The 19,901-nt window shown below is 70.5% G+C and carries 16 protein-coding genes and 1 pseudogene; 5 read left to right on the forward strand and 12 right to left on the reverse strand.

What is annotated here, in order from left to right:
• Positions 1-40: 40 nt before the first annotated feature.
• Positions 41-475: an NUDIX hydrolase gene (locus ACFVH5_RS23120; RefSeq protein WP_385835527.1), complete on the forward strand. Its 435-nt coding sequence runs from the start codon at positions 41-43 to the stop codon at positions 473-475.
• Positions 476-485: 10 nt separating this feature from the next.
• On the opposite strand, the gene ACFVH5_RS23125 is transcribed toward ACFVH5_RS23120, so the two are convergent.
• From ACFVH5_RS23125 to ACFVH5_RS23140, 4 genes are all read right to left on the reverse strand, one after another.
• The gene (locus ACFVH5_RS23125; RefSeq protein ID WP_385835529.1) at positions 486-1,235 is read right to left on the reverse strand and encodes a hypothetical protein; all 750 of its coding nucleotides are present in this window, start codon (positions 1,233-1,235) and stop codon (positions 486-488) included.
• Between the two features lie 16 nt (positions 1,236-1,251).
• The gene (locus ACFVH5_RS23130; protein WP_385835530.1) at positions 1,252-2,625 is read right to left on the reverse strand and encodes a hypothetical protein; all 1,374 of its coding nucleotides are present in this window, start codon (positions 2,623-2,625) and stop codon (positions 1,252-1,254) included.
• 81 nt (positions 2,626-2,706) lie between these two features.
• Positions 2,707-3,333: a TetR/AcrR family transcriptional regulator gene (locus ACFVH5_RS23135; protein WP_385835531.1), complete on the reverse strand. Its 627-nt coding sequence runs from the start codon at positions 3,331-3,333 to the stop codon at positions 2,707-2,709.
• Between the two features lie 501 nt (positions 3,334-3,834).
• Complete coding sequence (locus ACFVH5_RS23140) at positions 3,835-5,181, reverse strand: jacalin-like lectin (RefSeq protein WP_385835532.1); 1,347 nt, start codon at positions 5,179-5,181, stop codon at positions 3,835-3,837.
• Between the two features lie 237 nt (positions 5,182-5,418).
• Between ACFVH5_RS23140 and ACFVH5_RS23145 the strand changes: the two genes are divergently transcribed.
• Both ACFVH5_RS23145 and ACFVH5_RS23150 read left to right on the forward strand, forming a co-directional pair.
• Positions 5,419-7,164 carry a PHP domain-containing protein gene (locus ACFVH5_RS23145; protein ID WP_385835534.1) on the forward strand — a complete coding sequence of 582 codons (1,746 nt, stop codon included), beginning with the start codon at positions 5,419-5,421 and terminating at the stop codon, positions 7,162-7,164.
• The gene (locus ACFVH5_RS23150; RefSeq protein WP_385835535.1) at positions 7,161-7,667 is read left to right on the forward strand and encodes a hypothetical protein; all 507 of its coding nucleotides are present in this window, start codon (positions 7,161-7,163) and stop codon (positions 7,665-7,667) included. Before ACFVH5_RS23145 ends, ACFVH5_RS23150 begins: the two co-directional genes overlap by 4 nt.
• Here ACFVH5_RS23150 and ACFVH5_RS23155 read toward each other — a convergent pair.
• Both ACFVH5_RS23155 and ACFVH5_RS23160 read right to left on the reverse strand, forming a co-directional pair.
• Positions 7,642-7,842 carry a DUF397 domain-containing protein gene (locus ACFVH5_RS23155; RefSeq protein ID WP_385835537.1) on the reverse strand — a complete coding sequence of 67 codons (201 nt, stop codon included), beginning with the start codon at positions 7,840-7,842 and terminating at the stop codon, positions 7,642-7,644. The two genes, ACFVH5_RS23150 and ACFVH5_RS23155, sit on opposite strands and share 26 nt — an antisense overlap.
• Positions 7,839-8,715: pseudogene (locus ACFVH5_RS23160) on the reverse strand (Scr1 family TA system antitoxin-like transcriptional regulator). The gene ACFVH5_RS23155 and the pseudogene ACFVH5_RS23160 overlap by 4 nt, the downstream one beginning before the upstream one ends.
• A gap of 113 nt (positions 8,716-8,828) precedes the next feature.
• On the opposite strand from ACFVH5_RS23160, the gene ACFVH5_RS23165 reads away from it, so the two are divergent.
• Entirely contained in the window at positions 8,829-9,290 is a 462-nt protein-coding gene (locus ACFVH5_RS23165; RefSeq protein ID WP_385835538.1) for an ATP-binding protein, read from the forward strand.
• Here ACFVH5_RS23165 and ACFVH5_RS23170 read toward each other — a convergent pair.
• From ACFVH5_RS23170 to ACFVH5_RS23190, 5 genes are all read right to left on the reverse strand, one after another.
• A complete protein-coding gene (locus tag ACFVH5_RS23170; RefSeq protein ID WP_385835541.1) occupies positions 9,265-10,536 on the reverse strand; it encodes a hypothetical protein in 1,272 nt (423 codons plus the stop codon). The two genes, ACFVH5_RS23165 and ACFVH5_RS23170, sit on opposite strands and share 26 nt — an antisense overlap.
• Positions 10,537-10,813: 277 nt before the next feature.
• Entirely contained in the window at positions 10,814-11,179 is a 366-nt protein-coding gene (locus ACFVH5_RS23175) for a hypothetical protein (protein WP_384799736.1), read from the reverse strand.
• 307 nt (positions 11,180-11,486) lie between these two features.
• A complete protein-coding gene (locus tag ACFVH5_RS23180) occupies positions 11,487-12,578 on the reverse strand; it encodes a WxL protein peptidoglycan domain-containing protein (protein WP_385835543.1) in 1,092 nt (363 codons plus the stop codon).
• A 113-nt stretch (positions 12,579-12,691) separates the two neighbouring features.
• Positions 12,692-14,671, reverse strand: a complete 1,980-nt coding sequence (locus ACFVH5_RS23185; RefSeq protein ID WP_385835545.1) for a fibronectin type III domain-containing protein — start codon at positions 14,669-14,671, stop codon at positions 12,692-12,694.
• A 141-nt stretch (positions 14,672-14,812) separates the two neighbouring features.
• Positions 14,813-16,072: a HupE/UreJ family protein gene (locus ACFVH5_RS23190; RefSeq protein ID WP_385835546.1), complete on the reverse strand. Its 1,260-nt coding sequence runs from the start codon at positions 16,070-16,072 to the stop codon at positions 14,813-14,815.
• Between the two features lie 181 nt (positions 16,073-16,253).
• On the opposite strand from ACFVH5_RS23190, the gene ACFVH5_RS23195 reads away from it, so the two are divergent.
• Positions 16,254-16,940 carry a hypothetical protein gene (locus tag ACFVH5_RS23195; RefSeq protein WP_385835548.1) on the forward strand — a complete coding sequence of 229 codons (687 nt, stop codon included), beginning with the start codon at positions 16,254-16,256 and terminating at the stop codon, positions 16,938-16,940.
• Here ACFVH5_RS23195 and ACFVH5_RS23200 read toward each other — a convergent pair.
• The gene (locus tag ACFVH5_RS23200; RefSeq protein WP_385835550.1) at positions 16,937-19,897 is read right to left on the reverse strand and encodes a glycoside hydrolase family 2 TIM barrel-domain containing protein; all 2,961 of its coding nucleotides are present in this window, start codon (positions 19,895-19,897) and stop codon (positions 16,937-16,939) included. The two genes, ACFVH5_RS23195 and ACFVH5_RS23200, sit on opposite strands and share 4 nt — an antisense overlap.
• Positions 19,898-19,901: the final 4 nt, after the last annotated feature.

Consider the following 19,901-nt stretch of genomic DNA (forward strand, 5'->3'; position numbering starts at 1 on the left):
GAAGCTCTGTGGACTCCGACCGGCGAGGGACCCAGGAATCATGGACATCCCCGGTAGTACGGGCAACACGGGTGGGAAGCGACTGGCCGCGGCCGTCGTGATGCGCGAGGGCCTCGTCCTGCTGGTGCGCCGCAGCGAGACCGAGCGGTTCCTGCCCCGGGTGTGGGGCGTCCCCTGCGGCAAGCTGGAGCCCGGCGAAAGCCCCGAGGACGGTGTCCTGCGGGAGCTCAAGGAGGAGACCGGGCTGCTCGGCGAGGTCGTGCGGAAGGTCGGCGAATCGTCCTTCATGAGCGAGTACCGCGGGCAGGAGACCAAGAACTGGCAGGACAATTTCCTGGTCAGGCCGCTCTCCCGGCACATCACCCTCCCCGAGCCGGACCAGGACCACCGCTGGCTGAGCCCGGACGAGCTGCACGCCGTCGACATCGACGACTACAACGTCGACATCGTGCGTCAGGCCCTCACGAACCCATAGACCCACGGTTTCACGAACGTCTGAGCAGCTCCGCCAGCGCGTCGAGCTCGCCCAGGTAGTCGTCCACGTCCAGCGGCACCTTCGGTACGGTCCCCGGGTGGGGCCCCGCCGCCGTGAACACGTCGGTGTGCCGCCGCCGTTCGTTCCCCGTCTCCAGGAAGAGCGTCACCGTCGGCTCGGTCGTGTCGCACCACGCCCGGTGCAGGGTGTGCGCGGGCAGGGCGTAGGTGCTGCCCGCCGCGTACTCCGCGACCTGGGTCAGCCGCAGCCGGGCCGGACCCGTGGGCTCCAGCAGCCAGTCGGCCGAACCGTCCGCCAAAGACTCCCGATAGCGGTCCGCCTCGATCCCGCCGTCGGCGGTCTCGGCGCCGCGGACGTCACCGCGAGGCGCGTACAGCTCCATCGCCAGTCGCCCCCGTACGACGGAGGAAGCAAGCGGGGAACGGTGGTTGTGGATGTCCTCCTTGCCGATCGCGCCGCGCCCCGGATGCCACAGATGGGCGCGCAGCATGTGACGCGGGCCGTCGTCGATGAGCAGGAGCTTGTCGAAACCGAGGACATGGCGGTACGAGAGCCGGGCGCAGCCGTGCGGATCGCCCTCACCGGAGGCGAGTTCGGCGGCCAGCTCCAACAGGCGTTCGGGGGAGCCCAGTTCGGCCACCACCGCACGCGCCGCCGACATCCGTTCGTGTTCCGGCAGTTCGCCGTCCAGCGTCTCGGTCAGCAGCTGCCGCGCCGCCAGGACCTGTCGGCCACCCATGCACGTTCCTCCCGGCTCAGCCGTCCGCTCGGTGGATCAACGGTTGATACATCCATACGGCATGCGCCCGCAGTGCCGATAGGCCTTGATAGGTCATCCACATGGGGCGGCGCAGCTCGTTGGTGTCGTCACGCACCCAGGTCCAGATGCCGTCGCTCTGCCCGGCGTACACGGCGCTCGCCGCGCCGTTCAGCAGCTCGCGCCACTCCTCCTCCATGCCGTCCTCGCGCGCCACGTCCCGGGCGCCGGAGGTGAGCAGGGCGCGGACGATCCAGGAAGCCGTGAAGTGCCGTACGTTCAGGACCTCGTGATGGGTCGGGTCGTCCACACGCGGCCTGCGTACGTCCTCGCGGAGGTTGGACAGGTCGAGGCAGGCGTCGTGCGGGGCGTCCGGGCAGGCCAGCAGCCAGCGCACACCGTCCTCGCGGGCGGCGCGCGCGTTGACGCTCTCACTGCCGAGGACCCGGGCCGCGCGGTCCAGGGCGACCACCGCCTGGGCCGTGTGCAGCGGGGACGGCGGCCCGTGCAGGGGCGCGATCCGGTATCCCCAGCAACGGTGGTGCCCACGGCGCGGATCGGTGACCGCGCCCTCGACGAGCGAGTCACGCAGCAGGGGCAGTACCGCGGAGTCGGGCGCCGCACGCAGCAGGCCGCGCATCACGGTCGTCAAGACGTGCGTCAACTCGCGCCCGGTGCGGTCGAGTTCGTGGGTGAAGCGCGCCTCGCAGTGCGCCACCTCCTCGGCGAGCCGCTCCCGTGAGGCCCCGGCCCGTGCCAGCGCGCCCAGCACCAGGGCGGTCACCTCGGGGCGGGCCTGGGAGCCCTGCGTACGCGCCGACCAGCCGCCGTCCGCCAGGCGCAGCCGCCACAGCGTGTCGATCAGGTCGCCCGCGCCGACCCGCCCCTCCGGCATCCCCAGATCGAGCATGATGTGCAGTCCGTACGCGGTGCCCATGGAGGTGGGCCGGCCGGGGCCGCTCTCGCCGAGGGAGTGCGGCCAGCCGGTGAGGCGTCCGCGTACGGGGTCGTCGACCACGCAGATCTGCTCGGCGAGCGTGCCGTACGCGGCGGAGAACAGGTCGGGCAGCGGCCCGGGGCCCGAGAGAGCAGCCCCGGACGCGGGCAACTGACCCGTGACGACAGGCGAGTTGTTCTCACTCCTGGCCCGGAGCAGTGCCGCCGACAGCCAGGCCGCGACGGCCGTGCCGAGCCCGCTCACCACCGCGATGGAGTAACGCGCGGTCTGGCCACCGATGTTGTCCGGCAGGACACCCACCAGGGACTGGAACACCGCGTAGCCCGCGGCGGCGGCGCCGAGCCCGCCCAGCCAGCGGACGAGCCGGGCGGGGCGCGGCCCGTGCGGTATGTGCGGCTCGGGATCAGGTCTCAACGGGCCTCGACGGAGCTGTGGTTGGGACAAGGTCCGCTTCCTCCCCCCGAGGCGGCACGTGGCACTTGCGAAGCGTCCAGTCTAAGTGGTGGGCGGGGCGTGTGGGGTCGCTCCGCCGGGCGCCGGGGGTGAGGCCGCCTGTTCGCGTGGCCAGTGCTCCAGCGTGACGTGGAGGGCCTCGACGGCCCGGTCCCATGACGTCCGTAGGTCCCTGGAGGAGCCGAAGGCACCGGTGGCCTCCAGGGCGCAGTAGCCGTGGAAGGTGCTGCGCAACAGGCGTACCGCGTCGGTGAGGTCGGGCTCTTCGAGGCCGTACGCGCGCAGCATTCCGTGCGTGACCTCCGCGGTGCGGACGAAGGCGGGGGAGGTGGCCGCGAGGCTCTGGTCGATACGGATCTGCGTGGCCGCGTATCGGCCGGGGTGCTCCAGGGCGTACTGCCGGTAGGCGCCGGCGAACGCGGCCAGGGCGTCCTTGCCCGCGCGTCCCGCCACGGCGTCGGCGATGCGGTCGATCATTTCGCCGCCTGCGAGGAGGGCCATGCGGGTGCGCAGGTCGTGGAGGTTCTTGACGTGGGAGTACAGGCTTGCGTCCTTGACGCCGAACCTTCTCGCCAGGGCGGAGAGGGTGACGTGGTCGTAGCCTGCTTCGTCTGCGAGGTCGGCTGCGGCGGTGACGACCCGGTCGGTGGTGAGTCCGGCACGGGCCATTCTCTGGGTTCCTTCCTGAGGTACGCGGGAGATCCCCCAAGCCTAGCGATCGATCACAGGGGCTTCCCTGGCCCGGACCATGTTTCCGCCCCCGCCGCCCCTACCCATCCCGTCACCACATGGGGGCTCCGCCCCCGAACCCCCGTTGCGCAGTTCCCCGCGCCCCTGAAGGGCTGGGGGCTTCGCCCCCTCGCCCCTGTATGCGCCGTTTCCCGCGCCCCTGAGGGGGCTGCCCCCGTCGCGATGAAAAGCCGGGGCGCAGCCCCGCTTTCCAGGGGCGCGGGGAACGGCGCAGTCTTTTGGCTTTCCAGGGGCGCGGGGAACTGCGCAGTTCTTTGGTTTTTGGGGGCGCGGGGAACTGCGCAGTCTTTTGGTTTTTAGGGGCGCGGGGAACTGCGCGATCTTTGAGGCTCGCCCCCACCTACCCCCAGGGGCGCGGGGAACTGCGCAGTCCTTCAGGCCCGCCCCCACCGCAGCCGCAGGCGGGATACCGACCCGGCGTCAGCCGATCGGGGCGTACAGGACTCCCAGTTTGTCGATCTCCGTGCCCGCCCGGCCCGTGAAACCGACGATCTGCCAGCCGGTCGGAGCCGTGAACGTGACGGCGTCCAACGTGGCCGAACCGGCTGACACCGTACGCGACTTGTCCGTCGTGAAGGACGCAGAGAAGACCCGAGTCCGCCCGTCCTTCTGCCCCTGCGTGAGCTTCACCGACGTGAGGTGCTCACCGCCGGCGAGGGTGAGGGAGGCGGCCGTACCGCCCGTACCGCCATGGGCCAGGGACGTACCGCCGTCGAGGGTGAGCGACACCGCGTCCAGACGGGAGCCGCCGCGAAGGGTCAGGGTGCGGGGCGAGGCCGCGGCCGGAAGGTCGTCCGCGTCGTTGAACGCCGTGCCGTGCGGCCCGCCGAAGAAGTCGCTCGCGCGGAGCTTCGCCGGAAGGGTCCACGAGAAGTCGACCGTGTGCGGGAAGTGGTCGGAGAGATTGCCCCCGGCCGAGTCGAGGAACTTCGCCCACTCGTTGTTGTAGCGGGTCGCGGACAGGTTCACCAGGTTGCTGCCCCGGTAGAGGATCTTGTCGACCACCTCGCAGGAGTTGGTCGGCGCAGTCGTCGGGCACACGAGCGCGTCACTGCCCTGCGCGGGCGCGCTCCCGCCGCGCACCAGTTGGATCCACGCGTCGGTCAGCCCGTTCTCGTTCGCGAGGGTACGGATGTTGTCGCCCGAGCGTGTGTAACGGGTGTTGGTGTCACCCATGACGATGACCGCGTTGCCGGCGGAGTTGGCCTGGACGAAGTCCGAGAGCTGCTCGATGTTCGCGCGCCGCGCGGCGAGCGCGTCGTCGGTGTCGTCGGCGTTGGTGTGCACGTTGTAGAGGTCGACGAAGACGCCCTCCGCGAGCCGCACCCGGGCGAGGGAAAAACCCTTCGGGGTGAGGCAGTTGGTGCCGGTGCAGTTGTTCCACCCGACCCGTTCGAAGTCCTCGAAGGTGTGGTCCGAGAGGGTGTTGAGGCCGTCCCCGAAGGGCACACCGCCGCTGGTCGCCGTCCGGTACGGGTGGTTGTCGCCCGCGTACAGCGCCGCGTGGTAGTTGAAGTCCTCCTGGACGTTCACGATGTCGTAGGCGCCCAGCCGGGGAGCGAGCAGTGGGGTGTTCGTCGCCGGGTTGCCGGAGCTGAGCCCGTCGGGGAGGCCCGCGACGTTGTACGTGAGGACGTTGAAGGTGCCGGAGGAGGGGGCGGCGGCAGCCGCGGGGGCAGTCTCGGGAGCGGCTGTGGCCGAGGCGGCCGTGGTGAGTCCGGCGACGGCCAGCGCGCCGGCCAGCAGGGTGCCGATGAGTCTTCTCATGGGGGGGTGCCTCCAGTAGGAGGGAGCGTGGGAGGTACGTGGACCGATGTGACGTGGGGGAGCCTCAAACCCAACTAGTGTGCCGTACAAGGCTAGTTGGGGAAACTGTGAGAACAGAGGCGAGCCGCCGTGCCGGAGTCGCCCGCAGCTCACCCCCACGTCGTCCGGTGTTCATGTTTCGCATCGAGTCTCCATAGCGCGCGACCGCACCGGCGGCGCCGGACACAGGAGGCCGACATGGGGCACGGACACAGTCACGGGCACGGGCATCACCACCACGGTCACGACCACGACCATGGGCACGGCCACGACCACGGCAGTGCCCCGCTCCCCGCCGCCTTCGACACCTCCGTACCTGACGAGGCCCTGACCCCCGAGCAGCAGTCGCGCCGTTCCATGCTCCGCCGCGCGGGCCTGCTCGGTGCGGGTCTGGCCACGGTGGGAGCGTTCGGCGCGGCGGCGAGCGGGACGGCCGCCGCACAGACGGCGACCGGCGCCCGCACTTCGTCTTCCGGTGGCCGCAAGGGCAAGGGCTTCCTCTGGCTGGCCGGTGACCACCACATCCACACGCAGTACAGCAGCGACGGCAAGTACCGCGTCGTCGACCAGGTCCGGCAGGGTGCCAGGCACGGTATGGACTGGCTGGTCATCACCGACCACGGCAGCGTGGCGCACGCCAAGATCGGCGTCGACAAGGTCAACCCGGACATCAAGGCCGCCCGTGACGCGTACGAGGACACCCTCGTCTTCCAGGGCCTCGAATGGAACATCCCCGGCGCCGAGCACGGCACGGTCTTCGTGCACCCCGGCAAGAACGAGGTCTCCGTCCTCAAGCAGTTCGAGACGGACTACGACGGCAGCGTGAAGAACGCCTCCGACTCGACGCCCGCCAACGAGGCGCTGGCCGTCGCGGGTCTCGCGTTCCTCGGTGAGCAGGTGCAGCGCCGCAAGGTGAAGGACGCGCTGATGCTCGCCAACCACCCGGCGCGTCGCGGTGTCGACTCCCCGCACGAGATCCGCGCCTGGCGCGACGCGACCTCGCCGAGCCACCAGATAGCCGTCGGCTTCGAGGGCGCCCCCGGCCACCAGGCCGCCGGTCTCCCCGCCCCGCTCGGCATGGGCCGTGCGCGCGGCATCTACGACAACAACCCGAGCGCCAACTCCTTCCCCGGCTACCCGGCGGAGAGCTACCGCACCTGGGGCGGCTTCGACTGGATGACCGCCACGGTCGGCGGCCTCTGGGACAGCCTGCTCGCCGAGGGCAAGGCCTGGTGGATCAGCGCCAACTCCGACTCCCACCAGGTCTACGCGGACACCGCGGCGCGCGGCGGCGGCGACTTCAACACCGACGGCCGCTACGGCGACCCCGTCTACAACGGCCAGATCGACGTCACCCAGGGCGACTACTGGCCCGGCCAGTACAGCAGGACCCACGTCGGCGCCGAGGACTTCTCGTACGCCGCCGTGATGGACGGCATCCGCGCCGGACGTGTCTGGGTCGACCACGGCCAGCTCATCAGCGGCCTCGACGTCCGGGTCTCCGGCGGCAGCCGCTGGGCCACGCTCGGCGGCGCGCTGCACGTCAAGAAGGGCACGAACGTCACGCTGACGGTCGACATCGCGCTCGCCCAGGACGCCAACTGGGCCGGTTTCATCCCGAAGTTGGCCCGCGTCGACGTCATCCAGGGCGATGTCACCGGCCCCGCCGCCGACAAGGACACGCTCGTCGCGCCGACCACGAAGGTCGTCAAGTCGTACGAGGTGAACAAGACGACCGGCACGGTCCGGATCACGTACACCCTCGGTCGCGTCGACCGCCCGCTGTACCTGCGCCTGCGCGGCTCGGACGGCAACCGGTCCGCGGTCGGCGCGCGCGGTGCGGCCGTCGACCCCGCCGGTCCCGCCATCGACGTCGTCGGTGACGCGGACCCGTGGAAGGACCTGTGGTTCTACTCCAACCCGGTGTGGGTCCTCCCCGCGTGAACCATCTGTCCTACGTCAGCACGGTCGACGCGGATGTACGCGAACTGCGCGCGGCCGACCACCTGCTGCTGGAGCTGGCAGCCGAACTCGTCGTCCCCGAGGGCACGTTCGGCTGCACGCACCTGGTACGCGGGGAGCGGCCGAGGGTGGTCCTGTCGTTCACGACGGCCTCGGAGGACACCGCGCGACTCCTGTCGGCCAAGGGGTACGAGGTGACAGCCGGCGCACCCGACGAGGTGGGCCGGGCCGTCGTCTACCCGGGCTCGGCCGGGCTGACCGGCACGCTGACGATCGCGGAGCTGCTGGCACGCTCCGCGATCGGCAGGGTGGTGGTGTTGGGCGCCCCCGGCCAGCCGCCGCCTTCACAGCAGGTGGTGACCCGGGATCACGTACGCCCGCAGTGGCAGGACGGCGAACTGGTCCTGACCCTGCAACCGGCGGTGGGCGGGGTGCTGGTCCCGTTCGAGGTCCCGGACCCTACGCCGTGCTGCGCGGACCACTGACCCGCTGGATGAAACTGCCCCAGGCGGCGGGGGAGAGGGCGAGCTGCGGCCCACGGGTGTTCTTGGAGTCACGGACGTGGATGGTGGCGGCGGGGCAGACGGCGACTTCGACGCAGTCGCCTGAGCTGTCTCCGCTGTAGCTGCTCTTGAACCAGGTCAGCCCCGTGGTGCTCATAGCGCTCCTCGCATCCGCTCCAGCAGGCTCCGGGATTCGTCTGGGGTGAGAGCCTGTGATCGCAGTTTCGCATAGCGCATGTGCAGAACACTGATCGTTTTCGGACTGGCCACGAACTGACCGCTTTCCTGACCTTCGCAGTAGCCGAACCATTCGTTGTCGCTGGTCTCCAGCAACTGGAGCGGGCCGTTCAAGCCGGCGTGGATGCGCCGGGAAGCGGGCATCAACTGGAGCTCCACGTTGCGCAGTTCCGTGACAGTCAGGACGTGGTCGATCAGTGCGCGAGTAACTTCTGGCCCGCCAGTGCCCCGCTGGATGATGTGCTCTTCGATGATGAAGCTGAACACCGTGTTGGGCAGCTCGGCGAGCAGGCGCTGGCGCTCCGCCCGAGCGATGAGCTGAGCCTCGATCTGCGCGTCGGTCAGAACCGGCAACCGCTCGTTGAACAGGGTGCGTGAGTATTCCTCCGTCTGAAGAAGCCCCGGCACCAGCCGATTCTCAAACGTATAGAGGCTGATCGCCTGCTCCTCCAGGTCCGCCCATCTGCGGAACCAAGAAGCCAGGCCCGGCTGCCTGGTCGCATACTTCGCCGCAGCCCGCAGCCCGCAGCCCGCAGCCCGCAGCCCGCAGCCCGCAGCCCGCAGCCCGGAGCACTCCGAACGCATCCAACACCTCCTCCGCGCGCTCGACGTACACCCTCGGCGGCAGCCGTCTCCCCTGCTCGATCGACGCCACCGTCCCCGGCTGGTACCGCACCAGCGGTGCGAACTCCTCCTGCGTGAGACCCGCCCGCTTGCGGAAAGCCTTGTGGACCAGACCGAACGTCTTCAAACTGTCCGACGGTTCGGGCTCGTTCGCCGTGCTGTTGGTCATGACACCATGGTCACGGAAAGTCACTCCGACTGTCCACAGAGTGAACTCGTACAGGGTGCACCGTACGAGTGTTGGTGCTGGTGAACCGCCCGGCCGCCCGGGACCTTTGACCCATGCAAGGACGAATCGGGGTCCAAGTCCCCGTCACCGTACGTACGTTCACCCAACTCTTCAGCTGCACCCCGCGAGGGGCCCGGCTCGCGCGCCGACTGGTCGCGAACCGGATGGACGTGTGGGGTTACGCGTACGACACCGAGGCGAGCGAATCCGTCACCCTGGTCGTCGCCGAGCTGGCGGCCAACGCGGTGACGCACGGCCGGGTCAAGGGCCGCGACTTCCGCGTACGGCTGCTGATGCGGGCCGGCGAGGACGTCGTACGCGTGGAAGTGGCCGACGGCCTGACCGAACGACTCCCCGTACTGCGGGAGTCACCCGGCCCCGACGAGGACGACGAGGGCGGACGCGGCCTGCTCCTGGTCGACGTGCTGTCCGAGCGGTGGGGGACAGCGCTCTGCACGGGAGGGACGTACAAAAGCGTGTGGGCGGAGATCAGGGTGCCGGGTCCACGGAGTTGATGGCCGCCCGGAGGCGCAGCCACATCGGATCTGTCTCGGCCGCGGTGACCACGGTCTCCAGATCGTCCGCTTCCCAGTCGCGGGCTCCGTCGGTGACGACGAGATGCGGCTCCGGGTCGCCGTCGTCGGGAACCTCGGAAGTGGCGTCCAGGAACGCGGTGACCGCGGAGGTCGCCGTACTGCCGTGCGTGGCAGTGGATTCCGCGGAGCCGGAACGACTGGAACGAACGGCCAGGAGCACGAGTTCGCCTCTACCACCGGCGACGACCAGTTCGCCCGTGGCGGTCGCGCCCAGTGCGGACACCCGCGAGCCGGTCAACGCGTCGTGCTCGACGGCGTGCTGCGCGTCGAGGTCGATCTCGACGAGCGCCCCCGTGGGCGTGCCGACCCAGAGCACGCCGGGCCGGGCTCCGAACACGATGTTGTGCCGCGACCAGGCGCGCTGCTGGGCGACCCACTCCGGCGGGTACGGGTAGCCGGGGCTGGGTTCGCCGAGAGTCGTCGCCAGCACGCGGCGCAGCGACGGGAACTCGAAGACCGCCAGCGAGTTGTCGTACGCGTTGCCCCGCACCGCGACATGGCGTCCGTCCGAGCTGAAGACCGGCGTCTCGTAGCCGTCGGCGTCCAGGATCAGCGCCCGGCGCAGTACGCGCATCGCGGCGGGCGTGGTCTCCTGGTGGACCCGGGCGAAGAGGCCGTGTGTCGCGCCCTGGTCGCTGGAGAGCGTCATCACCAGCCCGCCGCCGGGATGCTCGGCGACCCCGGTGTCCCACCGAGGGTCGGTGGTGACGGTACCCGAGGCGAGGTCGAGAGCGTCGGAACGCTCCCACGCGTCCTCGCCCCCGCCCGACGACGGCGTCGCCCACAACGTCCGCCCGTCCGGGCTGAACGCCAATCGGCCGTAGGCGGCAGTCGGCGGAAGACCTTCCGGAGCGGAGAGCCCGGCGGGGGTCCCCCACACCGTGCCGTCCTCGTTCGCCACCATGAGCAGCGGCTGGACCGGATGCCATGCCACGGCGGGGGTCCGCTTGTGCCGGTTCCAGCCGAAGGCATCGTCATAGGCCTCCGACTCCGCCCCGACGGAGCCGAGGTCGCGCAGTTCCCCCGCCTCGTGGCCCCAGATGTGGACAGCAGGGCGTTCCGAGTCCAAACCGGCGATCAGGGGCAGCCGGGGATGGCACACCACCCGCTCCACACCGCGCCCGTCGCCGACGCGTACCTGTGCCACGTACTCAAGATCCGTCACGGCCGCAGCGTAGTTGCGCCCACTGACACCGCATGTCCGGTGCCGGGCCGACACCGCTGGCCACGGGACGCCGACCTGCGACCGGCCTATGCGCGGACATGACTCCTGACCTAGTGCAGAACTGCCACTGCCCGCGGGCCCGCCCCGGTCGAACCGGATGCGGGCCGCGCGGGCTCTCGGCGACTGAGGCCGGCGTACACGACGGCGTAAGAACTCGGGCCGGGCTTCCCCCGTGGAGGCCCGGCCCGAGTGGTCTACGCGTGACGCGACACGGGTCCTACGGCTGGAGCGTGATCGAGTTGATCGGCGTCATGTCCTTGTCGATGAACCAGCCGCTCGGCAGGTTCCCCTCACAGCCCGTGCCGTCGTATCCGGTGCAGGTGCTCATGCTCGCGCCACCGGTCTGGTTGTTCATGATGCGGTACGTGCCGAACATGCCGCTCAGGTTGTAGGTCCCGTAGTTGTAGTAGACGTGCGACGGCTGATCGTTGTTCCAGCCCGCGCCCGGGTAGATACAGACGTAACCATCCTGGCAGCCGTGGTAACTATCGGCGGCGGAGGCGTTGGCGGCGGTCGAGCCGACCGTGGTCAGCACGCCGAGCGCGAGTGAGACGGCTGCCGCGGCCCTGGCGATCCTGCGCATGAATGGTGATCCCCTCGTGAGTGACTGTGTTCACTGCGAAACGTACGAGGGACCTGGTGCATCGAGTACCTGACAGATGTCAGGGTCAGCCGCCGGGGCAGTCGGTCCGGCAGCGGACACCTCCTCCCGCTCCACCGATCGTCGTCGACCTCGACAGGCTGCGCCAAGCTTTTCAGGCTTGATTGAAATGCTTGACCCCGGTAGCCGCGTCACCTGTGGTGTCCACCCCGGCCTCGGCCGCAATCGACCCACTGGACCGGCACCCTTCACCACGTCATGTCCAGCTCGACCATGAGGCGAGCGGTACTCAAGCCCGCTGCTCGGCCCGGTCGCGCAGGGCCTGTTCGACTGCTTCCTGGACCCTCGCGTCCTCGCGCTGCTTGCGGCGGGCCCGGCCGCGGCGGCGTAGGACGTACGCGGCCGTGGCTCCGGCGAGCAGGACGGCGATCAGCAGGACCAGGGTCCAGGGCACGGCCCAGCCCGTGGTGGTGGCCTCCACGGGCTTGAGGGAAGCGGTGGAGCCGGCGGCGTCCGTGATCACGGGGGTGACGGTTGCCTTCGCGGTGAGGCGGACGGCGGGGGTCACGTCGGAGACCGGGACCGTGACCTTCCAGCGTTCGCCGGGGAGCAGTTCCGGGGCGGCTGCGATCTTCCCCGCCCGGGTCTCCAGCGTGCCGAACGGGCCCGTCAGCGTGACCTTCTGGGCGGCGGAGAGCAGGGCGTTGCCGGTGTTGTGGAGTGTGTACGTGACCGTCGCGTCGCCCTGGCCGAAGGGGTTCGCCGTGCCGTCGTAGTCGACGTGCAGGTTCTCCACGGCGAGCGTGGGCTTCAGGGCGCCGCTGACCCGCAGTTTGATCCGGATGCCGAGGCGGCGGTCGACGGCGATGCCCTCGGTGTCGTCGGGCTGCTTGAGCGAGGTGAGGATGCCGCCCACGTAGTCACCGGGGGTGGCGTCGCGCGGGACGGCGACCGTGAAGGGGATCTCGGCCGTCCTGCCGGGGGCGATACGGACCGTGGCGTCGGTGGCGCGGACCCAGGCGCCGATTCCCAGGGACTTCTTCTCCCGTGTGAGGAGGTCGAGTTGGCCCTTCTCGGTCGTGTAGCCGTCGGCCGCGTACAGCGCCAGCGTGAGCGCGTTCCTGCTGTGGTTGGCCACGACCATGGCGTCCTTGACCTGGCTGCCGGGGTTGACGCCGTAGCTGAAGCTGGACCGGTCGTCCCCGTACCCGTTCGCGGCCGTGCGGACCGTCCAGGTCACGTCGCCGTCGGCCGCTCGGGCGGACCCCGTCGACGTACCGGCGAACGCGAGAGCCGCCAGCAGTACGAGGACCGCGTAGCGCAGGATGACCTGGCGCGGGGCGGCGGACAGTGTGCGGCGGGGTGCTGGGGACGGGTGCATGGCGGGGCTCTCCGGGCTTGGGTGCTGCTGGAAGGAGCGGGGCAGGCGGCCAGGCGGTGCGGTGACCGCCTGCCCCGCTGGTGGAGCTGGTCAAGCGGGTCGAACGGGTGCGATCAGCTGCTCAGCGCGGTGATCGTCAGGGTGGCGCGGTAGCCGCCCTTCTGGACGCTGTCCGGGATCTTGAGGTCCAGGTCGGCGCCCAGCCTCGCCTTGCCGCGGGCGTGGCCCTGGTCGGCCGAGCCGAGGCCGCGCGAGACGGACAGGCCCTTGCCCTGGTCGTCCCAGCCCGAGGCCACGGAGGCACCGGCCTTCGCGCCCGCGCCCTGGTCGAGGATGTACGGCGACCAGCCCAGGTAGGAGCCCGGGAACGTCTTGTCGGCGTCCTTGAAGTCGCTCACGCCGGCCGACACCGACCACGGGGAGAGCGAACGGCGGGAGTCCGTGACGAGGATCGGGTTGATCTTGCCGGAGGCGGTGAAGTGGTCGCCGTTCTCCTCCTTGGCGGTACCCAGGTCCACCAGACCGTTGTAGCCGTCGATCGTCCAGCCGAACTCGCCCGGAGCCGCGTTCGGCACGTCGACCTGGAGGGACTGGCCGTCACCGTTGTACGGGTGGACGCTCACCTTGTCGACGATCGAGCCGACGGGCTGGCCGGCGGTGGTGTTGTTGCACCAGCTGCCGTGCTCCACCTCGGAGTTGGGGGCCGCGCAGGTGCCGCTGCGGATGTTCTCCACGACGAGCTTCTCGTTGCGGACCTGCACCTTGACGTAGCTGCGGACGTGCTCCTGGTTCTGGACGGAGTTGTACCAGTAGCTGTCCGGGTTCAGCGGGTCGGCGCCGTTGCCCGCACCGCTGGTGCCGCTGCTGTCGGGCTTGGTGATGTCGTAGTACTTCGAACCCGAGGCCGAGTTGGCGGTGACGTACAGGACGCCGCCGGGGCCGGGGTACACGTTGGAGGCGCCGGGCTGCTCGTCCTTGTCGGCCTTCTCACCGTTCTTGATGAGGTAGCTGCGCGAATAGCTGTGGTCGTGGCCCTGGAGCACGATGTCCACGCCCAGCTTGGAGAACGTGGTCGGGAAGTCCACGCGCCGCACCTTGTTGTCGCCGTCCTTGGCGTGCGAGGCGGGGGAGTAGATCGAGTGGTGGTAGACGAGCACCTTCCACTTGGCCTCGGAGCCGTGCTGGTTGATGACGTCCGTGACGTACTTGGTGTGCGCCTCGTCGCCGCCGCCACCCTGCGAGGTGGCGTAGCTGTTGCTGTTCAGGTCGATGAACAGCACATCCTTGTAGATGTACCAGTAGTCGCCGCCCGAGGTGTTGGAGGCGGGGTTGCCGTTCGAGTAGTACGCGCCCGACCGGTCCGTGTTCGGAGTGGAGAAGTGCTGCTCGTACGCCTTGCCGCCGACGTCGTGGTTGCCGATGGTGGCCGCGAACGGCACCTGGCGCAGCTGGTCGGGGGCGAGGAACGCGTTCCACTGGGACTCGTTGTTCGCGCTCTCGACCTGGTCACCGCCGGAGACGAGCAGCTCGGCGTCCTTGTTGGCCTTGGTGGCCACGTCGAGGGTGTCCTGCCAGCCCGCCTGGTCCTTGGCGGTGTCGCCGGAGGAGCCGATCTGCGGGTCGCCGAGGAAGAGGAAGTCGTACTCGCCCTCGAAGTCCTGCGTGCGGAACGCGTACGTGGTCGACCAGTTGCCCTCGCTGCCGACGCGGTAGGAGTACGCGGTGTTCTCCTTGAGGCCGGTGATGGTGGCGTGGCGGTTGTAGCCGCCGCTGGTGGCGATGTTGGCGCCGCCCAGGGCGTCGAACGTGGCGGCGTCGGCGGGGAACGCACCGGCGCCGACCTGCGCGGTGGGAGCCACCTGGATCTTCTGCGTGGTGTCGGCCGAGGAGTACCAGCTGACGGTCCGCTGGGTCTCGTTGGCGCCGACACCGAGGACGATGCCGGTGAGGGTGGCGGAGTCGGCGGCGACCGCGGGGGTCGTGAGTCCGCCACCGCCGAGGGTCAGGATCAGGCCCACGGATGCCGCGACGGCGGTGCCTGCCACGCGGCGTCGCATCGGCCTGCCGGCCGGTGCGAAGAGCTTTGTTCTCATGACGTGTCGTTTCTTCTGTTCTGCTGTGTGCGTGCGGTGTGCACGCAGTGGAGATCGTCAAGCTTTCGGTGCCAGGTAAACCCCGCATAAATGTGGGTGCGGGGTCTGCTGAACATCCAGGTCACGGGCTGAATTTCCAGGTCACAGCCCGAACGTGCGCTGTACGAACCAGACGAGACCCATGGCGGCGACACCCGCGGAGATCGTGCCGGTCGCCCACAGGCCCGCCCGGCGGGAACGGCGCCGCAGGAGGAGAAGGAGCGGGAAGACCACGGCGATGATCGCCAACTGCACCGCTTCGATACCGACGTTGAAGACGAGCAGCGACCACAGCAGGGTCCACGACCAGGCCGCGTCGATACCGAGAGCGCCCGCGAAGCCCAGCCCGTGGACCAGGCCGAAGCAGAACACGACACCCAGGCGCGTCCATCCGGCGCGGTCCAGCGCGAAGTGGCCGCCGTGGCCGCCGTCCGGAGCCACCGCCAGGTCGGTGACGTGCACCCCGCGCTGCCGGATGCGCCACAGGTGCCAGCCCGCGACGACCGCGATGGACAGCGCGATGACGGGTTCCACGACGCTCCCCGGCACGTCCACCAGGCCCAGCGCGGCGAGCAGGAACGTCACCGAGTGGGCCAGCGTGAAGCTGGTGGCGGCCAGGACGATCTCGCGCGGGCGCCGCGATCCGGCGATCAGCGCGAGCAGGAACAGGATGTGGTCGACGCCGGTCAGCAGGTGTTCGGCGCCCAGGCGGAAGAACTCCCAGAACCGCTCGGTCCAGGACTGGCCGAGGGAGAAGGACGGATGGGCGGCGTCGAGGGCCGCGCTGCCGCTGCGACCGCCGACGTCGTACGTGGCGATGGTCTTGGTGCCCTTGACGTACTCCTCGGCGTCCGGGAAGAGGCCGCTGCGGATCTCGTGGTCGACGGTGACGTGGCTGTCGCCCGCCTCCGCGCACGTCCAGTCGAGGGTCAGCAGGGCGTAGGGCACGCCCTCCTCCCGGCCCATGCGGAAGCCGCCGGCGGTCTGTTCCGGCCGGCAGGCGTCGGCGCCCGCGGTGACCGTGAAGCGCCGGGTGACGTAGTCGACGGCCGTCGCGTGGTGGGCGTTGAGCGCCGCGGCCTGCGCGTCGGTGTCACCGGCGTCGAACGCCTCGGTCCCGGCGCGGAAGAGCGGGTCGTCGTGCCCGGCGTCTGCGGCGGACACCACCAGGAGGTCGTACTCAAGTTTCAGCTCGGTCCGCAGCCGGCCGGCACCGGCACCAGCACTGCCTCCGCCTCCGGTGACATGGACGTACACGGTCGAGGTGAAGCCGTGGGCGGAGGCGGGCCGGGCGAGGCCGAGCAGGATGAGGAACACCGCCACGGCGAGAACGGCCAGGGGGCGGCGAACAGGGTGTGACATGGGGCTCCTTGTGGTTGCCCGTGCACCGTCCTGGTCCGGGGTGAACCGATGGGGGCCGTTCGGCGAACCGTGGGGGAACACCTGATCGATCAAGCCCGCGCGGATGGAGATGCTGGTCGGAGGGGGCGCAGGATGTCGGCGTACCCACCCCTGTCACGCCCTGTCACGGAGGACGATCGACTTGCGCCGCCCGCTCCTGACCGCCGCCGCACTGGCCTCGTCCGCGGTCGCGGTCGCCGCCCTCGCCACCGGATGCGGCGGCGACGGCGACGACTGGTCGCAGCCGCACCCGCGGCCCTCCGCCGTCGGTGCGCTGGGCGCGGGGTTCGTCGACCCGGCCGCCTCGCCCGCGCCGGAGGCGACCGTCACCCCGCGGCCCGGTTCCTGGTCGGCGGTCCGGCCCTCCGAGGGCTACCGGGTGGTCCTGCTGACAGCGGGCGACGACCGGCCGACGAAGGCGCTGGTGAAGGCGGTGCGGGAGTGGGCCGACCGTGAGCGGGTGGACCTGCGCACGGAGACCGTGACCGAGGCCTCCGACATGGTCCCCGCCGTCGACAGGGCGATCGACCTGGGCCCCGACCTCGTGGTGAGCGCGGGCAACGACCTGATCGACGCGCTGGCGACGGTCACCCCGAACCATCTCTCCCAGCAGTTCCTGGTGGTGGGCGCGGAACTGGCCGAGCCCACCCACAACGTGACCGCCGTCGACTGGTCCGGAGCGTCGTTCCGCGGGGAGGGCCTCGGCATGTCCTCGACCTACGACCCCGAGTCGTTCACCGCGGCCCGCTGCGCGGCGGCGGTCCGCGCGGGCACGGCCGCGGTGCTCTCCGGCTGGACCGGGATCGTGGTCTGGGTGGACGACTTCTAGGACCCGCCCCCTGCCCCGGGCACCGCGAACCCCGCCTCCGGTACCGCGAACACGAACGAGAACTCGGTCGGCCGTACCGCCAGTTGATACCGCGGCAGCGGGCCCGGACCGCAGGACTGGGAGCCGATGCCGTGCTGGCCGTGGTCGAGGTTGACCCACACCGTGTCGCCGGGCGTCAGGTCCGTCAGGTGCCGCGCCGCGTCCAGTTGCTCACTCGTCCAGCGGCGGGCCGTGAACCAGAACGGCACCCCGCCCTCGACGCGCAGGGCCGGGAAGTCCGGCCCCCGGCCGATCTCCGCCCAGCGGACGTCGGTGCGGGCGCCGTTCTCCTGCGGCCGGACGTACGGCGTCTGCAGATCGTCCACCGTGGACTCCCAACGGCCGAGCACGGAAGCCGAGTCGGTGTCCGGATACCCCTCGCCGGGGCCGCCGCCGTGCCACCTCACCCGGTCGGCCTCGGTCAGCCCGAAGCGGATGCCGAGCCGTGGCAGCGGCACCTGCCAGTCGCCCTCCGGCGTCACTGACACGGCCAGCTTCAGCCTCGGCCCGTCGGAGGTCCACCGGTAGACCGTGCGCAGGGCCAGGTCCGACGCGGCCGGTGCCACCCGGGTCCGTACCGTCAGGGCGTCGTCCGACAACTCCACCGCCTCCAGGCGGTGTTGCATCCGGTGCAGGCCGAGCTTGCGCCACAGCACGCCGTGGCGGATGTCCGGCTGCCAGGGCGCGCCCTCGTCGTTGTCGGTCAGGGCCCGCCACACGTCCAGCTTCAGGTCGCTGACGTCGATCCCCCCGACGGTCACCGGCTCACCCGTGCGGGCGGAGAACACGGCCGGTCCGAGCGTGATGCGCCCCCGGCCGTCGAGGACGGGGCGCCTGCGGGCCGTGACAGCGGTCAACTGCCGTGGGGCACGCCAGAGTTGGACCCATGCCACCACATGCCCCTTCGGCCCCCAGGCCGTGTCCCCCGCGAGCACCGCCCGGACCGTCCACCTGGTCTCCGTCTCGCGCACGTCCACCGGGGGCTCGGGCAGCTTCACGTCGGCGGAGTCGCCCGGCGCGAGCGCCGGCACGGTCAGGGTGCCCGTTCCCACCGTCTCGCCGTCGACCTCGTACGACCACTCGAAGGCCAGTGCCGACAGGTCCGCGAAGTCGTACCGGTTGGCGATCCGGACCACGCCGTCGACGCCGTCCCCCTCCATGTGGACCGGCTCGACGACCTTCTTGTACTCCAGGAGTCCCGGTGAGGGCGTGCGGTCCGGGAAGACCAGCCCGTCGCAGACGAAGTTCCCGTCGTGCAGTTCCTCGCCGAAGTCACCTCCGTACGCGAAGCCGTACCGCTCGTCCTTGACGCCGTGGTCGATCCACTCCCAGACGAAGCCGCCCTGGATGCGGTCGTGCGCCTCGAAGAGCCGCTGGTAGTCGGCCAGTCCGCCCGGTCCGTTGCCCATGGCGTGCGCGTACTCGCACTGGATGAACGGGAGTTGGCGCCGCTTGAGGGGGCCGCCGTCCTGGCCCCTGCCGATCCGGTCGACCTCCGCGTGGTCCGCGTACATCCGTGAATACACGTCCGTGTCACGGCAGTTCCAGTCGCCCTCGTAGTGGATGAGCCGCGATCCGTCCCGGCCGCGGATCCACTCGGCCATGGCGGTGAGACCGCGTCCGGTGCCCGCCTCGTTGCCCAGGGACCAGAGGACGACCGAGGGGTGGTTCTTGTCGCGCTCGACCATGCGGGCCGCCCGGTCGAGGAGCGCCGGGGTCCAGCGGTCGTCGTCCACCGGGTTGTCGCGCCAGGCCTGTTCGGTGAACCCGTGGGTCTCCAGGTCGCACTCGTCGACGACCCACAGCCCGTACTCGTCGCACAGGTCGAGGAACGCCGGGTGGGGCGGGTAGTGCGAGGTGCGTACGGCGTTCAGGTTGTGCCGCTTCATCAGCAGCACGTCCTCGCGCATGGTCTCCAGGTCCAGGGCGCGGCCGTGCTCGGGGTGCCACTCGTGCCGGTTCACGCCACGGAAGAGGATCGCCCGGCCGTTGACCTTGATCAGGCCGTCCTCCAGCGCGACCGTACGGAAGCCGATCCGCAGCGCGACCCGCTCCCCGGGCGTGACCAGGGTGGCGTCGTACAGGTGCGGTGTCTCCGCCGTCCACGGCCGTACCGGCACGGTGATGGCCTGGCCGGTCTCGACATCGATGTCCAGGCCCGGCACGACGATCCGGCCGTCGACGTCGGAGTCGACGCGCAGGGTCCCGGTGCCCTCACGATGGTCGTACGAGGAGTGCACGAAGAAGTCCAGCGCGCTGCCCGCCGGCCGGTGCAGCAGGGTGACGTCCCGGAAGATGCCGGGCAGCCACCACTGGTCCTGGTCCTCCAGGTACGAGCCCGCCGACCACTGGTGGACCCGGACGGCGAGCACGTTCCCGGTGGGCTTCAGCAGATGCCCGACCGTGAACTCGTGCGGCAGCCGGGACCCCTTGAACTCCCCGATGTCCGTGCCGTTCAGCCACACCCGGGCGCAGGACTCGACCCCGTCGAACCGCAGGACCGCGCCCCCGGCGGACCCCTTCGCGTCCGAGACGTCGGGCCAGTCGTCCGGCAGGTCGAAGTACCGCAGATGGTCACCGGTCGGGTTCCGGGTCGGCACCCTCGGCGGGTCCACCGGGAAGGGATAGAGGTGGTTGGTGTAGATCGGCGCACCGAAGGCCCCGTTGCCCTGGAGGACCCAGTGCCCGGGTACCGCCACCTCCGCCCAGTCCCCGGAGTCGTACCCCCGCCCGGCGAAGGAGTCGTCCTCGGCGTCGGCCGTCGCGGACAGGCGAAAACGCCAACTGCCGTTCAGCGAGAGGGAGGCGGCGTCGGAGGACGCGTACCACGCCCGGGGCGGCAGCGCGCCGCTCCCGGGCGAGACGTCCTCGACGTACGAGAACTCGGCGGACGGGGACGAGGTGGTGCGGACAGACATCGTT

The organism is Streptomyces sp. NPDC127119 (genome assembly GCF_042677425.1).
Taxonomy (GTDB): Bacteria; Actinomycetota; Actinomycetes; order Streptomycetales; family Streptomycetaceae; genus Streptomyces.